At 73.0% G+C, this 24,534-nt stretch carries 20 protein-coding genes; 15 read left to right on the forward strand and 5 right to left on the reverse strand.

Going from position 1 to position 24,534, the window contains the following annotated elements; genetic code table 11:
- The first annotated feature begins 53 nt into the window (after positions 1–53).
- Positions 54–815, forward strand: a complete 762-nt coding sequence (gene dapB / locus ACPCK6_RS02275; RefSeq protein WP_423480191.1) for a 4-hydroxy-tetrahydrodipicolinate reductase — start codon at positions 54–56, stop codon at positions 813–815.
- Positions 816–889: 74 nt separating this feature from the next.
- Complete coding sequence (locus ACPCK6_RS02280) at positions 890–1,357, forward strand: GNAT family N-acetyltransferase (protein WP_396880366.1); 468 nt, start codon at positions 890–892, stop codon at positions 1,355–1,357.
- A 63-nt stretch (positions 1,358–1,420) separates the two neighbouring features.
- Here ACPCK6_RS02280 and ACPCK6_RS02285 read toward each other — a convergent pair whose 3' ends face one another.
- The gene (locus ACPCK6_RS02285) at positions 1,421–3,544 is read right to left on the reverse strand and encodes an amylo-alpha-1,6-glucosidase (protein ID WP_423480192.1); all 2,124 of its coding nucleotides are present in this window, start codon (positions 3,542–3,544) and stop codon (positions 1,421–1,423) included.
- A 175-nt stretch (positions 3,545–3,719) separates the two neighbouring features.
- Here ACPCK6_RS02285 and ACPCK6_RS02290 point away from each other — a divergent pair, with 175 nt between their 5' ends.
- The 4 genes from ACPCK6_RS02290 (at position 3,720) to ACPCK6_RS02305 (ending at position 8,044) form a co-directional block, all read left to right on the forward strand.
- On the forward strand, positions 3,720–4,682 hold the full coding sequence (locus ACPCK6_RS02290; protein ID WP_318332956.1) for a LacI family DNA-binding transcriptional regulator: 963 nt from the start codon (positions 3,720–3,722) through the stop codon (positions 4,680–4,682).
- A gap of 25 nt (positions 4,683–4,707) precedes the next feature.
- Entirely contained in the window at positions 4,708–5,955 is a 1,248-nt protein-coding gene (locus ACPCK6_RS02295) for a sugar ABC transporter substrate-binding protein (protein WP_423480193.1), read from the forward strand.
- Between the two features lie 84 nt (positions 5,956–6,039).
- Positions 6,040–7,158: a carbohydrate ABC transporter permease gene (locus ACPCK6_RS02300; protein ID WP_423480194.1), complete on the forward strand. Its 1,119-nt coding sequence runs from the start codon at positions 6,040–6,042 to the stop codon at positions 7,156–7,158.
- A gap of 1 nt (position 7,159) precedes the next feature.
- The gene (locus ACPCK6_RS02305) at positions 7,160–8,044 is read left to right on the forward strand and encodes a carbohydrate ABC transporter permease (protein WP_423480195.1); all 885 of its coding nucleotides are present in this window, start codon (positions 7,160–7,162) and stop codon (positions 8,042–8,044) included.
- A 78-nt stretch (positions 8,045–8,122) separates the two neighbouring features.
- On the opposite strand, the gene ACPCK6_RS02310 is transcribed toward ACPCK6_RS02305, so the two are convergent.
- Positions 8,123–8,716 carry a GNAT family N-acetyltransferase gene (locus ACPCK6_RS02310; protein WP_423480196.1) on the reverse strand — a complete coding sequence of 198 codons (594 nt, stop codon included), beginning with the start codon at positions 8,714–8,716 and terminating at the stop codon, positions 8,123–8,125.
- A gap of 35 nt (positions 8,717–8,751) precedes the next feature.
- Between ACPCK6_RS02310 and ACPCK6_RS02315 the strand changes: the two genes are divergently transcribed.
- On the forward strand, positions 8,752–10,056 hold the full coding sequence (locus tag ACPCK6_RS02315) for a glycosyltransferase family 87 protein (protein WP_423480197.1): 1,305 nt from the start codon (positions 8,752–8,754) through the stop codon (positions 10,054–10,056).
- Here ACPCK6_RS02315 and ACPCK6_RS02320 read toward each other — a convergent pair.
- Positions 9,961–10,506, reverse strand: a complete 546-nt coding sequence (locus ACPCK6_RS02320) for a GNAT family N-acetyltransferase (RefSeq protein ID WP_396880372.1) — start codon at positions 10,504–10,506, stop codon at positions 9,961–9,963. The two genes, ACPCK6_RS02315 and ACPCK6_RS02320, sit on opposite strands and share 96 nt — an antisense overlap.
- Before the next feature lie 79 nt (positions 10,507–10,585).
- On the opposite strand from ACPCK6_RS02320, the gene ACPCK6_RS02325 reads away from it, so the two are divergent.
- The 6 genes from ACPCK6_RS02325 (at position 10,586) to ACPCK6_RS02350 (ending at position 17,834) form a co-directional block, all read left to right on the forward strand.
- Positions 10,586–11,815 (forward strand): winged helix-turn-helix domain-containing protein, encoded by a 1,230-nt coding sequence (locus ACPCK6_RS02325; RefSeq protein WP_423480198.1) that lies wholly within the window; start codon positions 10,586–10,588, stop codon positions 11,813–11,815.
- Positions 11,805–12,491, forward strand: coding sequence for a DUF2752 domain-containing protein (locus ACPCK6_RS02330; protein ID WP_423480199.1), 687 nt, complete (start codon positions 11,805–11,807; stop codon positions 12,489–12,491). The genes ACPCK6_RS02325 and ACPCK6_RS02330 overlap by 11 nt, the downstream gene beginning before the upstream one ends.
- A 161-nt stretch (positions 12,492–12,652) precedes the next feature.
- Positions 12,653–13,390 (forward strand): FAD-dependent thymidylate synthase, encoded by a 738-nt coding sequence (thyX, locus tag ACPCK6_RS02335; protein ID WP_026268015.1) that lies wholly within the window; start codon positions 12,653–12,655, stop codon positions 13,388–13,390.
- A gap of 52 nt (positions 13,391–13,442) precedes the next feature.
- Positions 13,443–14,369: a 4-hydroxy-tetrahydrodipicolinate synthase gene (gene dapA / locus ACPCK6_RS02340; RefSeq protein ID WP_423480200.1), complete on the forward strand. Its 927-nt coding sequence runs from the start codon at positions 13,443–13,445 to the stop codon at positions 14,367–14,369.
- Between the two features lie 51 nt (positions 14,370–14,420).
- On the forward strand, positions 14,421–16,109 hold the full coding sequence (locus ACPCK6_RS02345) for a ribonuclease J (RefSeq protein ID WP_135243833.1): 1,689 nt from the start codon (positions 14,421–14,423) through the stop codon (positions 16,107–16,109).
- Between the two features lie 174 nt (positions 16,110–16,283).
- Positions 16,284–17,834, forward strand: coding sequence for a S1 family peptidase (locus tag ACPCK6_RS02350; RefSeq protein WP_423480201.1), 1,551 nt, complete (start codon positions 16,284–16,286; stop codon positions 17,832–17,834).
- Positions 17,835–17,979: 145 nt separating this feature from the next.
- Here ACPCK6_RS02350 and ACPCK6_RS02355 read toward each other — a convergent pair whose 3' ends face one another.
- A complete protein-coding gene (locus ACPCK6_RS02355; RefSeq protein WP_423480202.1) occupies positions 17,980–19,629 on the reverse strand; it encodes a YbjN domain-containing protein in 1,650 nt (549 codons plus the stop codon).
- Positions 19,626–20,105: a type III secretion system chaperone family protein gene (locus tag ACPCK6_RS02360; protein WP_423480203.1), complete on the reverse strand. Its 480-nt coding sequence runs from the start codon at positions 20,103–20,105 to the stop codon at positions 19,626–19,628. The genes ACPCK6_RS02355 and ACPCK6_RS02360 overlap by 4 nt, the downstream gene beginning before the upstream one ends.
- 113 nt (positions 20,106–20,218) lie before the next feature.
- Between ACPCK6_RS02360 and ACPCK6_RS02365 the strand changes: the two genes are divergently transcribed.
- Positions 20,219–22,675 (forward strand): FtsK/SpoIIIE family DNA translocase, encoded by a 2,457-nt coding sequence (locus ACPCK6_RS02365; protein ID WP_318332968.1) that lies wholly within the window; start codon positions 20,219–20,221, stop codon positions 22,673–22,675.
- A gap of 89 nt (positions 22,676–22,764) precedes the next feature.
- Positions 22,765–24,534 carry an ABC transporter ATP-binding protein gene (locus tag ACPCK6_RS02370; RefSeq protein ID WP_423480204.1) on the forward strand — a complete coding sequence of 590 codons (1,770 nt, stop codon included), beginning with the start codon at positions 22,765–22,767 and terminating at the stop codon, positions 24,532–24,534.

Consider the following 24,534-nt stretch of genomic DNA (forward strand, 5'->3'; position numbering starts at 1 on the left):
CGACCCACCGGTCCGCCGGATCCCGTGCCGGGCGCTGGGATAGGTTGTGGGCCGTGACTGAGCAGCAGAGGACGGCGGCCCGGGTCGGTGTGCTGGGCGCCCGGGGCCGGATGGGCATGGAGGTCTGCAAGGCGGTCGACTCCGCCGCCGACCTGGAACTGGTCGCTGCCGTCGACCAGGGCGACGACCTGGACGCGGTGGCCCGGGCGGGTGCCGGGGTGGTCGTCGACTTCACCACCCCCGACGCGGTCATGGACAACCTGCGCTGGTGCGTCGAGAACGGCGTGCACGCGGTGGTCGGCACCACCGGCTTCACCGAGCAGCGGCTCGCCGAGGTGCGGGACCGGCTCGCCGACCGGCCCGGCGTGGGCGTGGTGATCGCTCCCAACTTCGGCATCGGCGCGGTGCTGATGATGCAGTTCGCGGCGCGCGCCGCCCGCTACTTCGAGTCGGTCGAGATCGTCGAGCAGCACCACCCGCGCAAGCTGGACGCGCCGAGCGGCACCGCCACCCACACGGCCCGGCTGATCGCCGCGGCCCGCGCCGAGGCCGGTCTGGGGCCCGCGCCGGACGCCACCCGCGACGAGGTGGCCGGCGCCCGCGGCGCCGACATCGACGGGGTACGCGTGCACGCGGTACGCGCCACCGGCCTGGTCGCCCACCAGGAGGTGCTGTTCGGCACCACCGGTGAGACGCTCACCATCCGGCACGACTCGTACGACCGGGTGTCGTTCATGCCCGGCGTGCTGCTCGCGGTCCGCGAGGTGGGTCGCCGGCCCGGTCTGACGGTCGGCCTGGACGCCCTGCTCGACTGACCGGCCGCGGTGTCCCCCGGCCCGCTGCGGGAAACCGTTTTGCCTGGTCGGGGGCGTCGACCTAAGCTGTTTCCATGATCGATTCCGGACACTCCGACCGTACCGGCCGCCGGGTGACGCTGCGCCCGGTGGACGACGGCAACTGGCGGGCCGTGGCGGACGTCGCGCCGCACGACGACCAGCGCGCCTTCGTGGCCGCGCTCGCCGCCCGCTACCTTCTTCTCACCGAACGCTCGGACGTCTGGAACTCGCTGGCCGTCTACGCCGACGAGACTGTCGTCGGCCACGTCATGTGGGGCGTGGACGACGACGAGTCGCGCTGGATCGGTGGCATGGTGATCGACGCCGCCGAGCAGGGCCGGGGCCTGGGACGCGCGACGGTGCGGACGCTCGCGGACTGGCTCGCCGAGGCGGGCCGGCCGATCCGCCTGAGCTACCACCCCGACAACAAGCCCGCCGCCGCCCTCTACACGTCCCTGGGCTTCCACCCCACCGGCGCGATGGAGGACGACGAACTGGTAGCCGAACTCCGCCCGGCCTGACCGCGCCGTCGATCATGGAGTTGACGGCGTTCCGAGAGATCCACGACGCCGTCAACCTCATGATCAACCCGTCGGGGCGGTGGGGGCCAGGGGGGACGGGGTGCGGGGGCGGGGGATCTGGGGCAGGTGGTGGGGGTGCAGGAAGGCGGGCAGGTCCTTCAGGGTGGGGTGGCCGGTGTGGTCTACCGCCGCCGACACCGGGGTGCCGGCGATGCGCAGGTCGGCCGCGCTCAGCGCGCCCAGCTCGGGGCCGGCCAGGGGGCGCAGGTCGACCCGGCCGTTCGGCACGTCGGGATAGACGCCGAGGCCGGCCTGGAGCAACAGCACGGACGCCGCCGCGGACCAGGCCTGCGGGCGGCAGGCGGCCGGGTAGGGCACCGGCCGGCCGAGCGTCGACCGGCCGTCGCCGCCGTACAGTTCGGGCAGGCGGTAGTCGAACGCCTCGGCGGCGGCGAGCAGGCCGTCGGCGAGGCGGAGCGCCGCCGCCCGGTGCCCGTCGCGGGCCAGCCCGGCGAGCACGATCGCGGTGTCGTGCGCCCAGATCGAACCGCAGTGGTACGACAGCGCGCTGAACCCGGCGTCGTCGGTGGACATGGTGCGCAGCCCGAAGCCGTCGGCCATCGAATCGGTGGCGAGTAGCGCCGCGACCTGGGCGGACTCGGCATCCGACAGCAGCCCGGTGCCGAGCAGGTGCCCGATGTTGCTGGTCAGTGAGTCCACCGGGCGCTTGTCCCGGTCCAGCGCCAGCGCGGGCTGCGGGCCGTGGCGGCCGTCGACCCAGAACGTGGACCGGAACCGCGCGGCGAGGCGGTCGGCGTATCCGCGCCAGCGGTCCGCGCCGGGGCGGCCGAACGCGTCCAGCAGGTCCGCACCGTCGGTCGCGGCCCGGTACGCGTACCCCTGCACCTCAGCCAGCACGATCGGGGGCGCGGCCAGCCGGCCGTCGCGGAAGCGCACCGCGTCGCCGGAGTCCTTCCAGCCCTGGTTGGCGAGGCCGTGGCCGGTGGTGTCGATGTACTCGACGAGGCCGTCGCCGTCGGCGTCGGCGTGCTCGCCGAGCCAGTGCAGCGCCGCCTCCAGGTGTGGCAGTAGCGGCTCGACCTGGTCGCCGGGCAGCCCCCAACGCCAGGCGTCGTGGAGCAGGCTGACCCAGAGCATGGTGGCGTCGACGGTGCCGTAGTAGGCCGGCGGCAGCCGGAGCCCCTCGTTCGGGGCGAACTCGTGCCGGCGCAGCTCGTGCAGGATCTTGCCGGGCTGCTCCCCGGTCGCCGGGTCGACGCGGGTGCCCTGGCGGCGGGCCAGTACGCGCAGCGTGCCGGCGGCCAGGTCGGTGCCGAGTGGCAGCATCATCCGGGCGGCCCAGAGACTGTCCCGGCCGAACAGGGTGAGGAACCAGGGCACGCCGGCGCCGAGGAAGACGTCCCCGGGGTGGGCGGGTTCGGCCAGCCGCAGCCCGCGCAGGTCGGCGAGGGAGCGGTCGAGCAGCCGCAGCAGGCGCCGGTCGTCGGCGGTGACCTGCGGCTCGGCCCAGCCGGGCTCGGCCGGTGCGGCGGTCACCACCGCTCGTGGGTCGGTGACGGCGAGTCGCCAGCGCAGCGTGACCGAGGCGCCCGGGTCGACGGTGACCGGCCAGCTCAGCCGCGGCGCGGCGGTCCGCTCGCCGGTGGCGTCCACCGTGGAACCTTCGCCGGTCACGGTGACGGTGAGCCCGTCGGCCGCCCACCGCACCCGGCCCGGCTCGCCGGCCTCGGTTCCCAGCGGGGCGACCGCACGGCCGACCTTGACCTGCTCGATCGGGGCGAGGTCGCAGGCCAGGTCCACGGTGACGGTGGTGTGCACCGGCTCGGTGGCGGTGGAGGACACGACGATCTCCTCGGTGAGACCGCGCGGGCCGGCCCGCCGGGTGCGCTCGACCCGGACGGTGGGGTCGGGGGTGGCGTCGCCGAGCCAGCGGGCCAGGCTGACGAAGCGGACGCTGTCCGGGCCGGTCGCGCCGTGCCCGATCGGCTCCGGCTCCCGCTCGTCGAGGCGCAGCTCGGCGCGGGAGAGCACCCGGGAGTCGGCGTGGAAGGCGCCCTGGACGCCGTGCGGACGGAGCTGGCCGGCCGCGTCGCCGAGCGCGCTGGTGGGGGCGTGCACCACACCGACCAGGTCGTGCAGCAGCGGCTGGAGGTGGCGTTCGGTCACGGGGGGACTCCTGGTACTGATCGGTGGCGGCGGACGTCTTGACAGATGGCCGCAGCGGGGTGCACAGTGCGAAACATTCCAGAAACTTTGAACGATCTAATCCTGCCCCATGGACATTGGATCGTTCAAGGTAGGCGAGAGGGATTTCGTGGGAGAAAAGGTAACGATCGCAACGGTGGCCCGGCATGCCCAGGTCAGCCGGCAGACCGTATCCAATGTGCTCAACACGCCGCACATCGTCCGCGAGGACACCCGGCGGCGGGTGCACGAGGCCATCGCCGCGCTCGGCTACCGGGCGAACCAGGCCGCCCGGCAGATGCGCACTGGCCGGTCCCGCCTCATCGCCGTCCGCATCGAACCCACTCGCGACGGCATCAACGGCTCGGTCCTCGACCGCTTCCTGCACGGCCTCACCGAGACCGCCGACGCCGCCGGCTACCGGGTCCTGCTCTACACCGCCCGCGGCGACGAGCAGGAGATCGCCACCTACGACGACCTGCTCGGCGCGTACGACCTGGACGCGTTCGTGCTCACCGGCACCAAGCACGGCGACCCGCGCACCGCATGGCTGGCCGAGCGGGAGGTGCCGTTCGTGACGTTCGGCCGGCCCTGGGACACCCCCGAGGCACACCCCTGGGTCGACGTCGACGGCGCCGCCGGCACCGCCCAGGCGACCCGGCACCTGCTCGCCGCCGGGCACCGCCGGATCGCCTTCCTCGGCTGGCCCGCCGGCTCGGGCGTCGGCGACGACAGGCGCGCCGGCTGGCGTACCACGATGGCGGAGGCCGGCCTGGACGGCGCCGCACCGGACCGCGCCACCGAGGACGGCATCGCCGAGGGGGAGCGCGAGTCGCGCGCGCTGCTCGCCCTCGACGTGCCGCCGACCGCGGTGGTCTGCGCCAGCGACTCGCTCGCCCTCGGCGCCTGGCAGGCCGCCCGGGACACGGAAGCCGATCTGGCCGTCGTCGGCTTCGACGACACCCCGGTGGCCGCCGCGGTCGGGCTGAGCAGTGTCAGCCAACCGCTCGGCGAGGCCGCCGCTCGCTGCGTCCAGCTGCTCACCGGGCTGCTCGACGGGCAGCAGCGCGACCCCCAGCTCCTGCTCCACCCCTCGCTGGTGCTCCGGCACTCGGCGTGACCCCATCCCCCACCAGGAGAAACAGATGACACCTCGGATTCTCGCCCGGGCTGCGGTGGCCGGCATCGCCGCCGTCGCCCTGCTCGGCTCCGCCGCCTGCGGCAGCGGCTTCGACGACTCGGCCGACGACGCCAAGCAGTCCAGCGGCCCGGCCAACCTGCAGATCCTGATCGGCTCGTCCGGCGAGGCCGAGACCAAGGCCGTCAAGGACGCCGCCGCCGCATGGGCCGGCTCCTCCGGCAACAGCGCCACCGTCACCCCGGCGCAGGACCTCACCCAGCAGCTCGGCCAGGCGCTGGCCGGTGGCACCCCGCCGGACGTGTTCTACGTCGACGCGGCCCGCTTCGCCGACTACGCGAGCGTCGGCGCGCTGGAGCCGTACGGCGACAAGGTGAGCAACCCCGACGACTTCTACGAGAGCCTGCGCACCGCGTTCACCTACGACGGCAAGCTCTACTGCGCGCCGAAGGACTTCTCCACCCTGGCCCTGCAGATCAACACGGACCTGTGGACCAAGGCGGGCCTCACCGACGCCGACGTGCCGACCACCTGGGACCAGCTCACCGCCGTCAGCCAGAAGATCAAGGCGAAGGGCCAGGTGGCGATCGCGCTCGGCGACACCCGGGACCGCATCGGCGCGTTCCTGGTGCAGAACGGCGGCTGGCTGATGAGCTCCGACGGCAAGCAGCCGACCGCGGACACCCCGGAGAACCTCCAGGCGCTCCAGTACGTCAAGTCGCTGCTCACCGCGGGCTACGCGAAGTTCCCCAAACAGCTTGACTCCGGCTGGTCCGGTGAGGCGTTCGGCAAGGGCAAGGCCGTGATGACGATCGAGGGCAACTGGATCAAGGGCGCGCTGCAGAACGACTTCCCGAACGTCAAGTACAAGGTGGTGCCGCTGCCGGCCGGCCCGAAGGGCCAGGGCACGCTCTCCTTCACCCAGTGCTGGGGCATCGCCGCCAAGTCCAAGTACAAGGAGCAGGCGATCAAGTTCGTCGAGGCGATGACCGCCGGCGAGCAGCAGATCGGCTTCGCCAAGGCGTTCGGCGTGATGCCGTCCCGCCAGTCGGTGCGCGACCAGTACACCGGCGCCTTCCCGGCGGACAAGCCGTTCATCGACGGCGTCGAGTACGCCCAGGGTCCGGTGAACGCCCCGAAGATGGACAGCGTGCTGCGTGATCTGGAGGCCGGTCTGCAGGGCCTGGCCACCGGCGACCCGAAGACCATCCTGTCCACCTTCGACAAGAACGCCAAGGCGGCGCTCGGCGGCTGAGGTGTAAGGAGGGGCCCCTTGTTAACAGACGGGTGTTAACAAGGGGCCCTTCCTTCCACCTCCCCCGATGAGGGAGGAGGGGAAGTGGCAACGGACACGCTCGCCTCGCCGGGCACCGCGCCGGCCGGCCGGCCACGCCGCCGTACGGGCGGCATCCGCAGCAACGAGAACATCGCCGGCTGGCTCTTCGTCGCGCCGGTGATCGTGATCCTCGGGCTCTTCCTGTTGCTGCCGATCCTGATGGCGCTCTGGGTGAGTCTCACCGACTGGAACGGGCAGGGCAGCCCGTTCACCGGCGACGTGCCGTTCGTCGGTGCCGACAACTACAGCCGGCTGTTCACCGAGGACGGCCTCGCCCGGCGCGACTTCATGACCGCCATCCGCAACAACATCTACTATGTCGGGATCGTGGTGCCGGTGCAGACCGCGCTCGCGCTCGGTCTCGCGCTGGTGGTCAACAACCGGCTGCTCAAGGGTAAGAGCTTCTTCCGCAGCGCGTTCTACTTCCCCTCGGTCACCAGCTCGGTGGCGATCAGCGTGGTGTTCCTCTTCCTGTTCGCCAACTCCGGCGCGGTCAACCGGCTGCTCGCCCTGCTCGGCATCGACGGGCCGGAGTGGTTCGCCGACGGTCGGGGTGTGCTGCACCTGGTGCTCGGCGCGTTCGGGCTGGACAGCCCGCCGGCCGCGCTCACCTCGGGCGGCCCGTTCGGGCTGAGCTGGTGGGAGTGGCTCTCCGGGCCCAGCGTGGCGATGACGTCGATCATCTGCCTGGTCATCTGGACCACCTCCGGCACGTTCATGCTGATGTACCTGGCCGCGTTGCAGAACGTCCCGGTGGCGCTCGACGAGGCCGGCATGCTCGACGGGGCGAGCCGCTGGCAGCGCTTCCGACACGTGACCCTGCCGCTGATCAAGCCCACCACGTTCCTCGTGGTCACGCTGGGTCTGATCGGCTCCTGGCAGGTCTTCGACCAGGTGTACGTGATGAGCCAGGGCGACCCGGCCAAGACCACGCTCACCCCGGCGTACCTGTCGTACCGGACCGCGTTCCGGGACTTCGACTACGGCTCCGGCGCGGCCATCTCGTTCGTGCTGTTCCTGATCATCATCCTGCTCACCCTGTTCCAGCGCCGCCTGATGGCCGACCGGGACGAGCCCCGGCGCGGCCGGTGGCGGCGGCGACGCATACCGGAGGGGTCCTGACATGGCCGTGCTGACCGACCGGCCGGCGCCCGTCGCGCGCCGCGCCGACCGCCTGCCGCGCGCCCGGGTCAACCGCTTCTTCGGGTACGCCGTCCTGATCTTCTTCGGACTGGTCTACCTCTACCCGTTCGTGATCCAGCTCGGGAACTCGTTCAAGACCGAGCCGGACGCGGCGGCGAACCCGCTCTCCCCGATCCCCGACCCGATCACCCTGGCCGGATTCGAGCGGATCTTCGCCGGCACCAACTTCCCGCTCTGGCTCGGCAACTCGGTGCTGGTCACCGTGCTGGTCACGGTCGGCCGGGTGTTCTTCGCCTCGCTGGCCGGATACGCGCTGGCCCGGCTGCGGTTCCGGGGCCGGACCGGCCTGTTCGCCGCTGTCATCGCGGTGATGGCGGTGCCCCCGGTGGTGCTGCTCATCCCGAAGTTCCTGGTGCTCAATCAGCTCGGTCTCTACGACAGCTACGCCGGCCTGGTGGTGCCGCTGCTCGCCGACGCGGCGGGTGTCTTCATCATGAAGCAGTTCTTCGAGTCGGTCCCGGTGAGCGTGGAGGAGGCGGCCCGGATCGACGGCGCCGGCCTGTTCCGCACGTTCTGGTCGGTGGTGCTTCCGATGGCCCGGCCGGCGCTGATCACGTTGACCATCCTGTCGTTCCAGGGCTCCTGGAACGAGTTCCCGCACAGCCTCGTCTCGGTGCAGGATCCGGACCTGTTCACGCTGCCGCGTGGGCTGGCCGACCTGGTCAGCGGCTCGCTCGGCAAGGGCACCCAGTATCCGCTGAAGCTCGGTGCGGCGCTGCTGGCCACCATCCCGGTGGCGGTGCTGTTCCTGATCTTCCAGCGCTACTTCGTCCGGGGTGCCAACGAGGGCGCGGACAAGGAGTGAGCGGAGGCCGGCGGTCCCGCCCCGTGCCGGGACCGCCGGCCCACCCACGACAGGGTGGACCGGCGGCCGGGCGGAAACTCATCGGTCGGCTGAGGAATTTTCCTCTGCGGTCTCCGGGACCGCCACGTGGAAGCGGAGCTGGGGGACGAGCATGTCGTCCACGTCCAGCGCCCGGGCCGCGCCGTCCGGCTCCCAGCCGGTCGAGCCGAGGAACTTCCGGGTCGCCACGTCGGCGTCGAACGTCCACGCCACCGCCCGGGTCAGCCCGTCGGCGCGCCAGTGGTCGACAGCCGCGGCGAGCAGCCGGCTGCCGTGCCCGCGCCGCCCCCACCGGGGCTCGACAAGCAGGTCCGTCACCGCCGCGACGCCCGAACCGAGCGCCTCGGCCGGCTCGTCCGGGGCGAGCGCGTCGGCGTCGGCCGGACCGGAGGCGACGAACCCCACCAGATACGATTGCGCCGCCTGTTCGACGGCGACCAGCACCCGGTGCGCGCCCGAGGGCGGCTCCTGCACCGCCGCACTCCACCGCCGCGCGAGGTACGCCTCGTCGAGGTTGTCGAGCACGTGCCGGGGCAGGATCCGGCGGTACGCGACCCGCCAGGTCGCGAGCTGGATGCGTGCGATCTCGCCGGCGTCCTCGGGACGCGCGGGTCGGACGTAGCCTGCAGCCATGGCACGTGAGCCTACGCAGGGCGAGGAGGGTGACGGTGGCGCAGGGTGCCGGGCGGACGATCACGCAGGTCGTCGCCGTGGTGGCGCTCGCCGCGGCGGTCACCGTGTTCCTCTCCGTGGCGGCGGTGCGGCACGGCTTCTTCGACCTGCAGGTCTACTACGGCGCGCTGACGTACTGGGCGCGTGACGGCGGGGAGATCTACGACTTCCTGCGCCCCGGCACGCAGTACGGCTTCACCTACCCGCCGTTCGCCGCGCTGGTGATGCTGCCGATGGCGTACCTGCCGTGGAGTGCGGCGATCGTGGTGAGCGTGACCGCGACGGTGCTGGCGAGCGCCGTGGTGATCTGGCGGCTGCTCGACCCGGTGGCCCGCCGGTCCGGCTGGACGCGCTGGTTCGCGCTCGCTGTCGCGCTCTGCCTGGCCGCCGCGTACGAGCCGATGCGCGAGACGGTCAACTTCGGCCAGGTCAACATGCTGCTGCTGTTCCTGGTGGCGGTGGACCTGCTGTGGCTGCTGCCGGCGCGCAGCCGCTGGGCGGGCGTGGGCATCGGCCTGGCCACCGCGATCAAGCTGACGCCCGGCATCTTCATCGTCTACCTGCTGGTCACCGGCCGCTGGCGGGCCGCGCTGACCACTGTCGGCACGGCCGCCGTCGCCACGCTGGTGGCCGCCGGTCTCTTCCCTGATGCCTCCCGGGAGTTCTGGACCGAGGCGCTGTGGAACACCGACCGGGTCGGTGAGCTGGCGTTCGTCTCCAACCAGTCGCTGCGCGGGGTGGTGGCCCGGCTCGACCCGCAGCACCCCAGCACGATCGCCTGGCTGGCGCTCGTACTCCTGACGCTCGTGGTGTGGGCGTGGCGTTCGCGGGCGGCGGTGGCCGCCGGCGACGAGGCCACCGGCCTGGCCCTCACCGGTGCCGTGATGTGCCTGGTCAGCCCGGTGACCTGGGTGCACCACCTGGTCTGGCTGCTGCCCGGGCTGATCCTGCTCGTGGACAACGGCATGGCGGCGCCCGCGCGCAGCCGGCGGCGCCGTCTGCTGCTGGCCGCCGCCTTGATCGGGTACGCGCTGCTGTGCAGCCGGATCGTCTGGTCCTGGGAGAAGGACTTCACCGGCGTGGACGGCTTCGTCGGCAGCAACACGTACGTGTGGATCAGCCTGGCGCTGCTGCTCGGGCTGCCGATCCGGCGCTGGCTCAGCCCGGCCGGCGGTGGGCGTCCCGGCGACGGTGTCCCGGCCGGGTCAGCCGCCGGTGGTGTACCGCAGCTCGCGGAGCAGGATCGGGGTGCGCCCGCCGGAGAGCGGCACCGGATAGGTGGACTCCTCACCGTCCGGTAGGTGCCCGGCCCGTTCGTAGAAGCGGCGGGCGCGGGCGTTGTCGGCGAGCACCCAGAGCCGGTACCCGGTCCAGCCCCGCTCGGCCAGCCCGTCGCGCGCCGCCGCGAGCAGCGTCCGGCCGGCGCCCGAGCCCCAGTGCGCCGGCTCCAGGTAGATCGCCAGCAGTTCGCCGTGCGCCGGGTCGAGGTCGCCGCGATCCTGGTTGTTCCGGTACGGCCCGAACGTGGTGAACCCGACGATCGTGCCGCCGTCCTCGGCGACGAGCGTGGTGAACGGGTGCTCCGGGTCGGCGGTGCCGAGGTCGCGGCGGCGTTGTGCCCAGGCGCGGGGGTTCAGCCGGGTCAGCACCTCCTCGGGCATGATCCCGGCGTACCCGGCCTGCCAGCCGTGGACGTGCACGCGGGCGATCGCCTCGGCGTCGTCCGGTTCCTCCCGGCGAATGGTGAGCACCTGTCCGTTCTATGCCCCGGCGGGCGATCGGTCCAGCCGCCGCTCCTGATGTCGTACCGCTGGATTAGGGTCGCCGGCGATGGCCGTACCGGAATCGCTCTCCCTCGCCCAGGCCCGCCGGGTCGCCCTGGCCGCCCAGGGCTTCGCCGACCCGGCGCCCACCGGCGTGCCCACCCGCCGCCATCTGCGCCGCGTGCTCGACCGGGTCGGGCTGATCCAGATGGACTCGGTGAACGTGCTCCAGCGGGCGCACTACCTGCCGCTCTACAGCCGGCTCGGGCCCTACCCGACCGCCCTGCTGGACACCGCTGCCTACGGCCGCCCGCGTGAGCTGTTCGAATACTGGGCGCACGAGGCGTCGCTGGTGCCGGTGGGGCTGCATCCGGCGTTGCGCTGGCGGATGGCCAAGGCCCGCGACGAGGCGTGGGGCGGGATGCGCCGGATCGCCGAGGAGCAGCCCGAGCTGGTCGCCTGGGTCCGTGACGAGGTGGCCGCCCGGGGGCCGCTGACGGCGGCCGAGATCGAGCACGACGCCCCACGGGAGACCGGCAACTGGGGCTGGAACTGGTCGGCCGTGAAGCGAGCGCTGGAGTTCCTGTTCTGGGCCGGCGAGGTCACCGCCGCCGACCGCACCAACTCGTTCGCCCGCCGCTACGACCTGCCCGAGCGGGTGCTCCCGGCCGCCGTGCTGGACGCGCCCACCCCGACCGACGCCGAGGCGCACCGGTCGCTCGTGTCGATCGCCGCCCGTGCGCTCGGTGTCGCCGCCGAACCGGAGCTGCGCGACTACTTCCGGCTCCCGGTCGCCGGGGCGCGGCGGGCGGTGGCCGAGCTGGTCGAGGCCGGCGAGCTGACCCCGGTCACCGTGCAGGGCTGGCGGCAGCCGGCCTACCTGCACGCCGACGCGCGGCTGCCCCGCTGGGTCCGCGGCAACACGCTGGTCAGCCCGTTCGACCCGCTGGTCTGGGAGCGGGCACGCACCGAGCGGCTGTTCGGCTTCACCTACCGGATCGAGATCTACGTGCCGGCGCCGCAGCGGGTCTACGGCTACTACGTGCTGCCGTTCCGCCAGGGCGAGCGCTTCACCGCCCGGGTCGACCTGAAGGCCGACCGGAAGGCCGGGGCGCTGCTGGTGCCCGCCGCCTGGATCGAGCCGGGCGCCGACCCGGGGGAGACCGCGGTGGCGCTCGCCGCCGAGCTGTACCGGCTCGCCGGCTGGCTCGGCCTGGACGCGGTCGCGCCGCCCGCCGCGGGCGACCTCGCGGGGCCGCTGGCCGCCGCGCTGGTGGGCGTGGCCGGTGTACGGTGAGCGCGTGACGAGCGTTGACCGGCCTGCCACCGCGCCCGACCCGCACACCGAGCCGCACCCGCACGGGCCCGCGCAGCCGGAGTCCGGGCCGCGGGGCGAGGCGCACGCTTACGCGTACGCCGGGCAGCCTTCGCACGCCGAGACGCACGCGCACGCTCCCGCCGGAGCGCCCGGAGCGCCCGGAGCGCCGTGGCCGGGGGGTTACCCGGCGGCGTACCAGCCGGTCGAGAGTGACCGGCTCACCCGGCTGGTGATGCGCCTGCACGCCCGCGCCCCGCGCTGGGCGGTGCCGCTCGCCGCGCTCGGCTGCGTCGGCCTCGGCGTCGCGTACGCGCTGATCAGCGACCCGACCCGCAGCGACCCGGACGCCGCACCGACCTGCCTGCTCAAGCTGACCACGGGGCTGGACTGCCCGGGCTGCGGCGGCACGCGCGCGCTCTGGTACGTGCTGCACGGCGACCTGCCCGCCGCAGCCCGGCACCACTTCCTGTTCGTCTTCGCGCTGCCGTTCCTGACCTGGCTCTTCGTGGCCTGGGCGGGCAACCGGGCGTTCGGCTGGAGGCTGCCCGAGGCCCAGTTCAGCCCCAAGGTCATCGGCGTGTTCCTGGCCGCCTGGGGGGTCTTCTCGGTGGTCCGCAACCTCCCCTGGGCCCCCTTCACCTCGCTCTACGTCTGACCGGAGCGGAGCCCTCGCGAGATCTTGGTACGAAACGGCCCCCAGAGGGGCGCTTTCCTACCAAGATCTCGCCGCGGCAGGCCGCCACGCCGACGGCTGCAACCGCGTGCCCGATTTCCACGGTGGGGGGCGCGGCCACTACAGTCGCAGGAATGCCGGAGATGGTTCAGCCCCAGGTCAAGTTGATCGCGTGGACCCAGTTCCAGGCGCCCGAAGAGGTGCCCTGGTCCACCGACGCCGACGGTGGGCAGGCGCTCGCCGAGTTCGCCGGCCGGGCCTGCTACCAGAGCTGGAAGAAGCCGAACCCGGCCACCGCCACCAACGCCGGCTACCTGGCGCACATCCTGGAGGTCGGCCACCTGAGCGTGCTGGAGCACGGCTCGGTGAGCTTCTACTTCAGCGGCGTCTCCCGCTCGTTCACGCACGAGCTGATCCGGCACCGGCACTTCTCCTACTCGCAGCTCTCCCAGCGCTACGTGCCCGAGCGGGACGCCGCGATGGTCGAGCCGTCGGTGATCGCCGACGACCCGGAGCTGCACAAGAAGTTCGTCGAGGCCACCGACGCGGCGGTGCGGGCGTACACCGAGTTGCTGGAGGGGCTGGAGGCCCGCTTCACCGACGAGCCCAACCCGACGTTGCGCCGCAAGCAGGCCCGCCAGGCGGCCCGGGCGGTGCTGCCGAACGCCACCGAGACGCGGATCGTGGTGACCGGCAACTACCGGGCCTGGCGCCACTTCGTGAAGATGCGCGCCACCGAGCACGCCGACGTGGAGATCCGCGAGCTGGCGGTGGAGTGCCTGCGCCAGCTCAAGGGTGTCGCGCCGAACGTCTTCGCCGACTTCGAGATCTCCACCCTGCCCGACGGCACCGAGGTGGCAGCGTCGCCGCACGCCGAGTGACTCGTCGCCCTTCGCCGCCGGGCCACCGGCGGCCGTCCGCTAGGTTGTGAGCATGACGCACGACCACTCCGCCGCCCCGAGCCGGGGCGCGTCGCGCCCGTTCGGGCGAGTGATGACGGCCATGGTGACCCCGTTCACGCCGGACGGCGGCCTGGACCTCGAGGGTGCCGCCCGGCTGGCCGAATACCTCGTCGACGAGCAGGGCAACGACGCGCTGGTCCTCAACGGCACCACCGGTGAGTCCCCGACCACCACGGAGGCGGAGAAGGAGTCGCTGATCCGCACCGTGGTCGAGGCGGTCGGTGACCGGGCCCGCATCGTCGCGGGGGTGGGCACCAACGACACCCGGCACACCGTCGAGCTGGCCACGCAGGCCGAGAAGGCCGGTGCGCACGGCCTGCTGGTGGTCACGCCGTACTACAACAAGCCGCCGCAGGCCGGGCTGCTGCGTCACTTCACCACGGTCGCCGACTCGACCGGCCTGCCGGTCATGCTCTACGACATCCCGCACCGCGCGGGCGTGGCGATCGCCACCGAGACGCTGGTCACGCTCGCCGAGCACGGCCGGATCGTCGCGGTGAAGGACGCCAAGAGCGATCTGCTCGCCACCGCGGAGGTGCTCAGCCGCACCGACCTGGCGTACTACAGCGGCGAGGACGCGCTCACCCTGCCGATGCTGTCGATCGGCGCGGTCGGCGTGGTCGGCACCTCCACCCACTTCACCGGCGCGCTGACCAAGCAGATGATCGAGGCGTTCGAGGCGGGCGACAACGCCCGGGCGCTCGCCCTGCACCGGCGGTTGCTGCCGCTCTACACCGGCATCTTCCGCACCCAGGGCACGATCCTGGTCAAGGCCGGCCTGGGGACGCAGGGTCGCCCGGCCGGTCCGGTGCGGCCGCCGCTCGTCGACGCCACCGGTGACGAACTGGCCCAGCTGCGCGCCGACTGCGCCGCGGCGGGCCTGCCCCTGCCCGAATGAATCAACGACACGACGGACGCCGCGCGACGGCGTCGCAGAATGAGGTGACGCGTGACCGAGGCGCACATCGAGGGTGAACTGCCCCCGCCGCTGCCCGAGGGCGGCCTGCGGATCATCCCGCTCGGCGGACTCGGCGCCATCGGCCGGAACATGACCGTCTTCGAGTACGACGGCAAGCTGCTGATCGTCGACTGCGGGGTGCTGTTCCCCGACGTCGAGCAGCCGGGCGTGGACCTGATCCTGCCCGACTTCGGCCCGATCCTGGACCGGCTGGCCGACGTGCAGGCGATCGTGCTCACGCACGGCCACGAGGACCACATCGGCGCGGTGCCGTACCTGCTCGCCCACAAGCCGGACATCCCGCTCGTCGGCTCGCAGTTCACGCTTGCGCTCGTCGAGGCGAAGCTGGCCGAGCGGCGGATCCAGCCGTACACGCTGACCGTGCGGGAGGGCGGCCGGGAACGGCTGGGCCCGTTCGAGTGCGAGTTCTTCGCGGTGAACCACTCGATCCCGGACGCGCTCGCGGTGGCCATCCGTACGCCGGCCGGCCTGGTGCTGCACACCGGCGACTTCAAGATGGACCAGCTTCCGCTCGACGGGCGGATCACCGACCTGGCCGGGTTCGCCCGGCTCGGCGCCGAGGGCGTCGACCTGCTGCTGTCCGACTCGACGAACGCGGAGATCCCCGGGTTCGTCACGCCGGAGAAGGAGATCGGCCCGGTCCTCGACTCGATCTTCGCGAAGGCCAAGGGGCGGATCATCGTCGCCTCGTTCGCCTCACACGTGCACCGGGTGCAGCAGGTCTTCGACTCGGCCGTCGAGCACGGCCGCAAGGTGGCGCTGATCGGCCGGTCCATGGTCCGCAACATGGGCATCGCCCGCGACCTGGGCCTGCTCAACATCCCGGCCGGGCTGGTGGTCGGGATCGAGGAGGCCACGAACCTGCCGCCCGAGCAGATCGTGCTGATGTCCACCGGTTCACAGGGCGAGCCGATGAGCGCGCTGGGCCGAATGGCCAGCGGCGACCACCGGCACATCACCATCGCGCCCGGCGACACCGTGGTGCTGGCGTCCTCGCTGGTGCCGGGCAACGAGACCTCGGTCTACCGGGTGATCAACCGACTGGCCCGGGCCGGTGCCGTGGTGGTGCACAAGGACGTCGCGAAGGTGCACGTCTCCGGCCACGCCCCGGCCGGTGAGCTGCTCTACCTGCTCAACGTCGTACGCCCGAGCAACCTGATGCCGGTGCACGGCGAGTGGCGGCACCTGCGGGCGCACGCCCGGCTCGGCATCGAGTCCGGCGTCGCTCCGGACCGGGTCGTGCTCTGCGAGGACGGCGACGTGGTCGACCTGGTCGAGGGCCGCGCCAGCCTGGTCGGCCGGGTCAAGAGCCGGTACGTCTACGTCGACGGCCTCGCCGTCGGCGACGTCAGCGAGTCGCTGCTCACCGAGCGCCGCATCCTCGGCGACGGCGGGTTCATCGCCGCGACGGTGGTGGTCGACTCGGTCACCGGCAAGGTGGTCGCCGGCCCGACCGTCTCCGCGAAGGGCTTCTCCGAGGACCCGGAGGCGTTCAACCCGGTGGTTCCGCTGGTCACCGAGGCGCTGAACCGGGCCGCCGCGGACGGCATCACCGACCCGCACCAGCTCCAGCAGATCGTCCGCCGCACGGTGGGCCGCTGGGTCAACGACGCGTACCGCCGTCGGCCCATGATCGTCCCGACCGTCGTCGAGGTCTGACCCGGCAGCGCCGCGCGCCGGTCCACCGTCCGCGGTGGGCCGGCGCCGTCGCTTTCCGGGTACGCCCCGACACGGCGCGTCGAAACGTGCCGCCGGCACTCATCCGATCGGCGTCCGTCTCCGTACCTCCCGATGGCCGGCGTGCCCCTGCGCCGATCGGGAGGAGCGTGGCGGATGGACCGCAGACGGATGACAGTCATCGGCGTACTGGTGGCGGCGGCCGGGTTGACGGCGGCGGTGACCGTACCGTCGTTCGCCGGTGAGGAACCCCGGCGGGCCGCGCCGGCGGCCGACGGCATCGCGCCGGAGGTCCTCGACGCGATGGGCCGCGACCTCGCGCTGACCCGCGACCAGGCGGCGAAGCGGCTGCGGACCGAGCGGTGGGCGGCCGGCACCGTCACCCGGCTGCGCGGCGAACTCGGCGCCGGCTACGGGGGCAGCTGGCTCAGCGCGGACGGCGCCACGCTCACCGTGGCGGTGGCCGACCCGGCCGGCGAGGCGCGGGTACGTGCGGCGGGCGCGGTCCCGAAGCGGGTGGCCCGGGGCGTCGCCGAGCTGGACGCGGTCAAGAGCCGGCTGGACGCGGCGGGCGCCGACGCCAGCCCGGACGTGGCCGGCTGGTACGTCGACGTGGCAGACAACACGGTGGTCGTGATCGCCCGGCCGGGCGCGGAGGCCGACGGCCGCCGGCTCGCCGCCGCCGCCGGGTCGAAGGCCGGGATGGTCCGGGTGCGGACCGCCGACGAGGCTCCGCGTCCGCTGTTCGACGTGCGGGGCGGCGACGCCTACCTGATCAACAACGCGGGCCGCTGCTCGGTCGGCTTCTCCGTGGTCGGCGGGTTCGTCACCGCCGGGCACTGCGGCCGGCCGGGGGACCGCACCACCGGATCGAACCGGGTCGCCCAGGGCACGTTCGCCGCGTCCTCGTTCCCGGGTGACGACTGGGCGTTCGTGCGGGTGAACGCCGACTGGACGCCACAGGGCGTGGTGACCGACTTCGCCGACGGCGGGACGGTGGCGGTGAACGGCTCCACCGAGGCGCCGGTGGGCGCGTCGATCTGCCGGTCCGGCTCCACCACCGGCACCCGCTGCGGCCTGATCCAGGCGAAGAACGCCACGGTCAACTACCCGGAGGGGACCGTCACCGGACTGACCCGGACGAACGTCTGCGCCGAGCCGGGTGACTCCGGCGGCGCGTGGCTCTCCGGCGACCAGGCGCAGGGCGTCACGTCCGGCGGATCCGGCGACTGCACCCGGGGCGGCACCACGTTCTTCCAGCCGGTCAACGAGATCCTCCAGCGCAACGACCTGACGCTCGTCACCGCGGGCGACCAGCCCGCGCCCACGCAGCCGCCGGCGGGTGGCGGCGAGACCACCCCGCCCGCAACCGCCGAGCCCACCCCGCCGGCGGACGACACCGAGTGCTCCGGGCAGGTGAGCCGCACCGGCCGGATCGCCGCCGGACGGACCCAGGTCCAGCCGGACGGGCGCTTCTACCGGGTGCCCGACGGCACCCAGGAGGCGTGCCTGTCCGCGCCGGACGGCGCCCGCATGTTGCTGGAGCTGCAACGCTTCACCGGCGGCGCGTTCCGCACCGTGGCCCGCGCGGCCACCGCCGACGGCACGGCCCGGCTGACCGCCGAGACGTCGGCCGGCGCCTACCGGTACCGCGTCGTCGGGTTGTCCGGCTCCGGCGAGTACACGCTGGCGTTCTCCGCCCGCTGACCGCCGCACCCAGACCGCGGCCCCCGATCACCACCGCCCGGTGGTCGGGGGCCGCGCCGCGTCGGCGGCACGGTTCCTCCGGGAATCACCACCGCCCGGTGGTCGGGGGCCGCGCCGCGTCCGGGTACTGCCACCTCGGTGTGGCTCAGGGCAGCGCGGCGACCGCTTCGGCGTACGCGGTGCCCGTGCGGACCGCGGCGGCCACCAGCACCGCGAGCTGCGCCGGGGCCACCCCGCAGGACAGGTCGGTGGAGACGCCCGCGGCCAGCACCAGCGTCCCGTCGCCGGGCTCGTGCACGTACGCGGCGGGCAGCAGCCGATCGTGGTTCCAGGCATTGCAGAACGCGTACGCCTCGGCGCGCCGCCCGGCCGGCAGCCGCCGCTGCGCCACCACCCGGGCGTGCAGCACGTCGCCGTCCCGGCCGAGCAGGCGGAACTGGATCGTGGCCTCGCCCCACCGGCCGGCGAGCGTGCCGTCCGGCTCAAGCGTGTACGGCTCGCCCCGGGCGTCGAGCGCGGCGGCGAGCAGCGCCGCGTCCAGCGGTGCCGGTTCCTCCGGCCCGGGCGGCAGGGGGTCGGCCGGATCCTCGGCGTCCGGCTCCTCGTCGAACTCGCTCTCGGCAGCCAGCGACACCGGCGCGGCGAGCGGCCGCTCGGCCAGCCAGGAGGCGATCCGGCCGGACTGGTGCCCGGTGCCGTTGCGGGCGTCGAAGCTGCCGGCCAGCGCCGTCGCCAGTGCCTGCAACTGCGTACCCAGCGTCGCCACGTCCACCTCGGCCGCCGGCCGGGAACCGTGCCCCGGGCGGTGGATGCGCCGCCCACCCAGCCCGGCCTCGGCGGCCAGTCCGCACAGCAGCGCGCCCGCCGCCGCGAACTCCATCGCGGACAGGTCATCGGCCGGGCGGTCCAGCTCGGGCAGCTGCTCGGTGAGGATCTCCAGCCCACGATGCAGGTAGCCGCCCAGCGCGCAGAAGCGCAGATGCGCGGCGAGCAGCGGGAACGCCGTCTTCTCGCTACGGTGCCGGCGGTATGCGTACACGTGCGCCCGGGCGGCCCGCGTCACCGCGCCGGTACGCAGCCACGGCAGCAGCCCCACGGTGAGCGCCCGTTCCGGCTGGTCGGTGCAGGCCGTCGCGCCGGCCGCCGCCGCCTGCCGCTCGCCCCGCCGGGTCGGTGGCGCCTGCGGCTCGACCCAGCCGGTCAGCGCCGGTGCCAGCGCCGCCAGTGCCGCGTCCGGCTCGCCCCAGCCGGCCAGCAGGTCGGCCCGTCGCGCCGGGGCGCACCCCGCACAGCCACCCACCGGGTCGTTCGCGTCCGCCGCCGACCAGCGCTCGTACGCCCGCCGGGCCGCCGGCTCGTCGCCGAGGTGGTCGGCGAGCCGGCAGCGCAGCTCCGCCACCGGCGCGGCGTCCTCGCCCAGCTCCCCGGCGAGCGCGTCCAACAGGGACCGGGCCTGGTCCAGGCCCACCCGGGGAGTGCCGAACGACGCCTCCACCGCCTGCCGCTGATGCCGGCGCAGCCGGGTCAGCTCGTCCGGGCGGGCGTCCAGCAGCCCGGGGTGCCCGTCCAGCGTGGCCCGCATCCGGCGGACCGGCTCCACCGCCCGCCACCGCTCGCCCCGGTGCAGGTACGCCTCGACCAGCGCGAACCGCGCCGACACCGCGGTACGCGGATCGCCGGTGGCGTCCGCCCGCGACGCGATCCGCTCCAGCTCGGCGCAGCGCTCCGCGCCGTCGGGCCGGTCCCGGGCGTCGGCGAGCGCGGCGGCCAGCCCCCTGTCGCGTGCCGTGGTCACCGGAGCGTCCCGCCGGCCAACTCGTCGACGGCGGCGGCGAGCTGGCACCCGGTGGTCACGCCACAGTCGACGAGCCGGTCGAGCTGGTGCGGCGTCACCCCGCGCTCCAGGTCGGTGGTGACCTCGCCGCACACCTGGGCGGACCCGTCGTCGGCGACGTGCACGTACGCCTTCGGCCAGAGCCGGTCGTGGTTCCACGTGTTGCAGAACGCGTGCAGCTCGGGCACGCGCTCGATGCCGAAGTGGTGCGCGACGACGGTGCGCACCTGGAGCAGCTCACCGGCCGCGCCCCGGAGGTGGAACCAGATCAGGTTCCGCTCCCAGCGGCCCACCAGCGCGCCGTCGGGTTCCTCGGCCACCGCGTACCCCCGGTGGCCGAGCACGGCGGCGATCAGCTCACCGGTCAGCGGGCGCAGTTCCTGCGGGTGTCCGGCCAGCGGACCGTCCGGACCGTCCTCGATCTCCGGCGACGCCATCGGGCATCCCTTCTGAGGCGAATAACACAAACGACGGTCCGACCCGTGCTGCGACGCGCGGACACGACCCGGAAAAGCGGCGATCCACCGGGTGCCGCCGTTACCGTGACTCTATGGCGGGCCGTACCTCTCAGGCGAGCCGGCGGCGCGGCGCGTCGCCGCGTGGCACCACGAACAACCGCGCCCGGCAACCGGCGAAGAAGGCGGCGGCGCGGAAGCCGGCGCGGCGGCGACCGGCTCCCGGGCCGAGCCCTGCCGCGTTCGTCGGCCGAGCGGTCGGCGCCGTCTGGATGGGACTTGCGCACACGGTCGGCTGGACGTTCCGGGCGGCCGGGCGGCAGGCCGCGTCCACCCGGGAGCTGGATCCGGAGCACCGCCGCGACGGAGCCGGGCTGCTGCTGTTCGGCCTGGCCATCCTCAGCGCGGTGGGCATCTGGGGCGGCGGCGCCGGGCCGGTGGGCCGGCACCTGGCCGACACCGTACGGCTGTTCATCGGTGCCATCTCGATAATCCTTCCGGTGCTGTTCATGGTCGGCGCGTGGCGGCTGATGCGGACCCCGGCCGACCCGGAGCACCGCGGTCGCGGCCTGGTCGGCTGGGGCTCGATGATGCTGGCTACCGCCGCGATGCTGCACATCGGGCAGAACCCGGTCGACGAGGTCCAGCGTGACTTCGCGGGTGGCCTGATCGGCGCGGGCGTGGGTGACCTGCTGAAGTCGGCGGTGACCGCCTGGGTGGCCATGCCGCTGCTGCTCCTGCTGCTGGTGTTCGGCCTGCTCGTGGTCACCGCGACGCCGATCAACAAGATCCCGGAGCGGCTCGGCCTGCGCGCCGGCCCGGCCGGGGCCGACGCCGACGAGGAGTTCGCCGAGGAGGAGGCACCGGCGAAGCCGGCCCGCAAGCGGCCCGCGAAGCGGATGCCGTCGCCGCTGGAGCCGCTGGATCCGGACGACGAGCTCGCCGGCGTCGACCTCCAGGAGACGCTTGTCCTGCCGCGCAAGCCGCCGAAGGTGCCGGCGAACCGCAAGCCGGTCGAGCCGCCGGAGCACTCGCCGCTGCCCACCCGGGCCGAGCAGCTCGCGCTGACCGGGCTCGCCGGCGACTACACGCTGCCGCCGGCGAACCTGCTCGGCAGCGGCGCCAAGCCGAAGAGCCGCAGCAAGGCCAACGACGAGGTGATCGCGGCGCTGACCGGCGTCTTCGAGCAGTTCGACGTGGACGCCGCCGTCACCGGCTTCACCCGCGGCCCGACAGTCACCCGGTACGAGGTGGAGCTGGGGCCGGGTGTCAAGGTCGAGCGGATCACCCAGCTGTCCCGCAACATCGCGTACGCGGTGAAGTCGCCGGACGTCCGGATCCTCAGCCCGATCCCGGGCAAGAGCGCGGTCGGCGTGGAGATCCCGAACACCGACCCGGAGAACGTGTCGCTCGGCGACGTGCTGCGCTCCCGCGAGGCGACGAGCGACCACCATCCGATGGTGGTGGCGCTCGGCAAGGACATCGAGGGCGGCTACGTGGTGGCAAACCTCGCGAAGATGCCGCACATCCTGATCGCGGGCGCCACCGGCGCGGGCAAGTCGTCCTGCCTCAACTCGCTGCTGGTCTCCATCCTGACCCGGGCCACCCCGGACGAGGTGCGGCTGCTGCTGATCGACCCGAAGCGCGTCGAGATGACCGGCTACGAGGGCATCCCGCACCTGGTCACGCCGATCGTGACCAACCCGAAGAAGGCGGCCGACTCGCTGGAGTGGGTCGTCCGCGAGATGGACATGCGCTACGACGACCTCGCCGCCAACGGGGTCCGGCACATCGACGACTTCAACCGCAAGGTGCGCAACGGCGAGATCAAGGCGCCGCCGGGCAGCGAGCGGGAGATGCGGCCGTACCCGTACCTGCTGGTGATCGTGGACGAGCTGGCCGACCTGATGATGGTCGCGCCGCGCGACGTGGAGGACTCCATCGTCCGGATCACCCAGCTCGCCCGGGCCGCCGGCATCCACCTGGTGCTGGCGACGCAGCGGCCCTCGGTCGACGTGGTCACCGGCCTGATCAAGGCGAACGTGCCGTCCCGGCTCGCGTTCGCCACCTCCTCGCTCGCCGACTCCCGGGTCATCCTGGACCAGCCGGGCGCGGAGAAGCTGCTCGGCCGCGGCGACGGCCTGTTCCTGCCGATGGGCGCGTCGAAGCCGCAGCGCATCCAGGGCGCCTGGGTGACCGAGCGCGAGATCGCCGACGTGGTGAAGTTCTGCAAGGACCAGCGCGAGCCGGAGTTCCGCCCGGACGTGCTTGCCCCGGCGCAGGACAGCAAGAAGAAGATCGACGAGGACATCGGCGACGACCTGGACCTGCTCGTGCAGGCGGTCGAGCTGGTGGTCACCTCGCAGTTCGGGTCGACCTCGATGCTCCAGCGCAAGCTGCGGGTCGGCTTCGCGAAGGCGGGCCGGCTGATGGACCTGATGGAGACGCGGGGCGTGGTCGGCCCGTCGGAGGGCTCCAAGGCCCGCGACGTGCTGGTCAAGCCGGACGAGCTGGAGGAGGTCCTGGCCGGCCTGCGCGGCGGCGAGGACTGACGCCGCCTGCGGCAACTGTCGGCCAGTGGCAGGATGTCCTGCCCCCGGACGGCTCGGCTCGGTCGCGTGCGGCGGATTAGCCTCACGTCATGTCGATGAATGGCGGTTCCTCCTCGGCGTCGTCCTCCTCGGTCACCTTCCGGTCGCTCACCCCGTACCTGCGCGGACGGTGGGGGAGCGTCGCCCTGGCCGGGCTACTTTCGTTGCTCGGAGCCGGTCTCGCGCTGGGCCAGCCGCTGTTGACGCGTGCGGTGATCGAGTTGCTCTCCGCCGGACGCGGCGTGACGGCGTTGGTCGCACTGCTCGTGGTCGTCCTCGTCTCCGCCGCTGTCGTCACCGCCGTCCGGGACCTCGTCCTGCAGCGGACCGGGGAACATGTCGTCCGGGAGACCCGGCGGCGGCTGGCGCGGCACATGCTCCGGCTGCCGATCGCCGAGTACGACGACCGCCGCCTCGGCGACCTGCTGTCACGGCTCGGCGCCGACACCACCCTGTTGCGGGCGGTGGTGACATCCGGGCTGTTCGACCTGGCGACCGGCGCGATCCTCGTTGTCGGTGCCACGGTGGGCATGGCGCTGATCGACTGGAAGCTTCTCGCGGCCACGTTGATCGGGCTGGCGGTCGTCGTCGCGGTCGGTTCGTTCAGCGTTCGTCCGATCCGGAAGCTTTCGCGGGAGGCACAGAGCCGGGTCGGGGACATGACGGCCGCGGTCGAGCGAGCGCTAACCGCCATCAGGACCATTCGTGCGAACCGGGCGGATGACCGCGAGGCGGAGGTCATCGGTGTGCACGCTGATGCCGCCGCTGCCGCCGGTATGCGGCTGGCGCGTCATCAGGCTCTGGTGGGGCCGCTGAACTCCGTCGCCCTACAGTTCGTTCTGCTGCTCGTCCTCGGCCTCGGAGGCAGCCAGGTCGCCGCCGGCCGGATGACGGTGGGGTCCCTCGTGGCCTTCGTGCTCTTCCTCTTCTACATGTCGATGCCGCTGGCTCAGGCGATGCACGCCTACGCACAGTTACAGAGTGGCCTGGCGGCGTTGGAGCGCATCGAGGAGGTGCTCCGGATGCCGAGCGAGCGATCCGGGCCGGGGGTCGAGTTCGTACGGGACCGGCTGGTCGTGGGTCCGGTCCAAGCGGCGGTCGAGTTCGACCGGGTCAGCTTCAGCTATCCGGATGGCCCTCCCGTGCTCAGAGATGTGAGCTTCAGGGTGCCGGCGGGGACGCACACCGCGCTGGTGGGTCCGTCCGCGGCCGGAAAGTCGACGATGCTCATGCTGATCGAACGCTTCTACGACGTCGGGTCCGGATGTGTACGGGTGGGCGGGGTGGACGTGCGCTCGTTGTCGTTCACCGACTTGCGCGGTCAGCTGGGATACGTGGAGCAGGAGGCGTCCGTCCTGGCCGGAACGCTGCGGGACAATCTTCGTCTGGCGGCAGCAGACGCGGACGACGAGCAGATGATGCGCGTGCTGCGGCGGGTGCGGCTGGAAGATGTCCTTCGCCGTTCGACCCACGGGCTCGACACCGAGGTCGGCGAGCACGGAGTGCGGCTGTCCGGGGGTGAGCGCCAACGCCTCGCAATAGCCCGCAGCCTCCTGGCCGATCAGCCTATCCTGCTGCTCGACGAACCGACCAGCAATCTCGACGCGCGTAACGAAGCGCGGTTGCGGGAGACCATCGGTCGGGCCGCCGAGGGACGGACTCTCATCGTGGTCGCGCACCGGCTCTCGACCGTGGTGAACGCCGACCAGATCGTCGTGCTCGATGACGGTCGAGTGGTCGACGTCGGATCCCACGGCGAGTTGACCGACCGCAGCGGCCTCTACCGAGAACTGGCACGCCACCAGCTGCTCGTCGCGTGA

The organism is Micromonospora sp. AB353 (assembly GCF_049538395.1).
In the GTDB taxonomy this organism is placed as follows: Bacteria; Actinomycetota; Actinomycetes; order Mycobacteriales; family Micromonosporaceae; genus Micromonospora; species Micromonospora aurantiaca.

Excerpts from the sequence above, each read along its gene's own strand:
- ACPCK6_RS02295 (WP_423480193.1), top strand. The coding sequence starts at position 4,708 with ATGACACCTCGGATTCTCGCCCGGGCTGCGGTGGCCGGCATCGCCGCC.
- ACPCK6_RS02370 (WP_423480204.1), top strand. The coding sequence starts at position 22,765 with ATGTCGATGAATGGCGGTTCCTCCTCGGCGTCGTCCTCCTCGGTCACC.
- ACPCK6_RS02350 (WP_423480201.1), top strand. The coding sequence starts at position 16,284 with ATGGACCGCAGACGGATGACAGTCATCGGCGTACTGGTGGCGGCGGCC.
- ACPCK6_RS02305 (WP_423480195.1), top strand. The coding sequence starts at position 7,160 with ATGGCCGTGCTGACCGACCGGCCGGCGCCCGTCGCGCGCCGCGCCGAC.
- ACPCK6_RS02310 (WP_423480196.1), bottom strand. The coding sequence starts at position 8,716 with ATGGCTGCAGGCTACGTCCGACCCGCGCGTCCCGAGGACGCCGGCGAG.
- ACPCK6_RS02280 (WP_396880366.1), top strand. The coding sequence starts at position 890 with ATGATCGATTCCGGACACTCCGACCGTACCGGCCGCCGGGTGACGCTG.
- ACPCK6_RS02360 (WP_423480203.1), bottom strand. The coding sequence starts at position 20,105 with ATGGCGTCGCCGGAGATCGAGGACGGTCCGGACGGTCCGCTGGCCGGA.
- thyX (WP_026268015.1), top strand. The coding sequence starts at position 12,653 with ATGGTTCAGCCCCAGGTCAAGTTGATCGCGTGGACCCAGTTCCAGGCG.
- ACPCK6_RS02325 (WP_423480198.1), top strand. The coding sequence starts at position 10,586 with ATGGCCGTACCGGAATCGCTCTCCCTCGCCCAGGCCCGCCGGGTCGCC.
- dapA (WP_423480200.1), top strand. The coding sequence starts at position 13,443 with ATGACGCACGACCACTCCGCCGCCCCGAGCCGGGGCGCGTCGCGCCCG.
- ACPCK6_RS02365 (WP_318332968.1), top strand. The coding sequence starts at position 20,219 with ATGGCGGGCCGTACCTCTCAGGCGAGCCGGCGGCGCGGCGCGTCGCCG.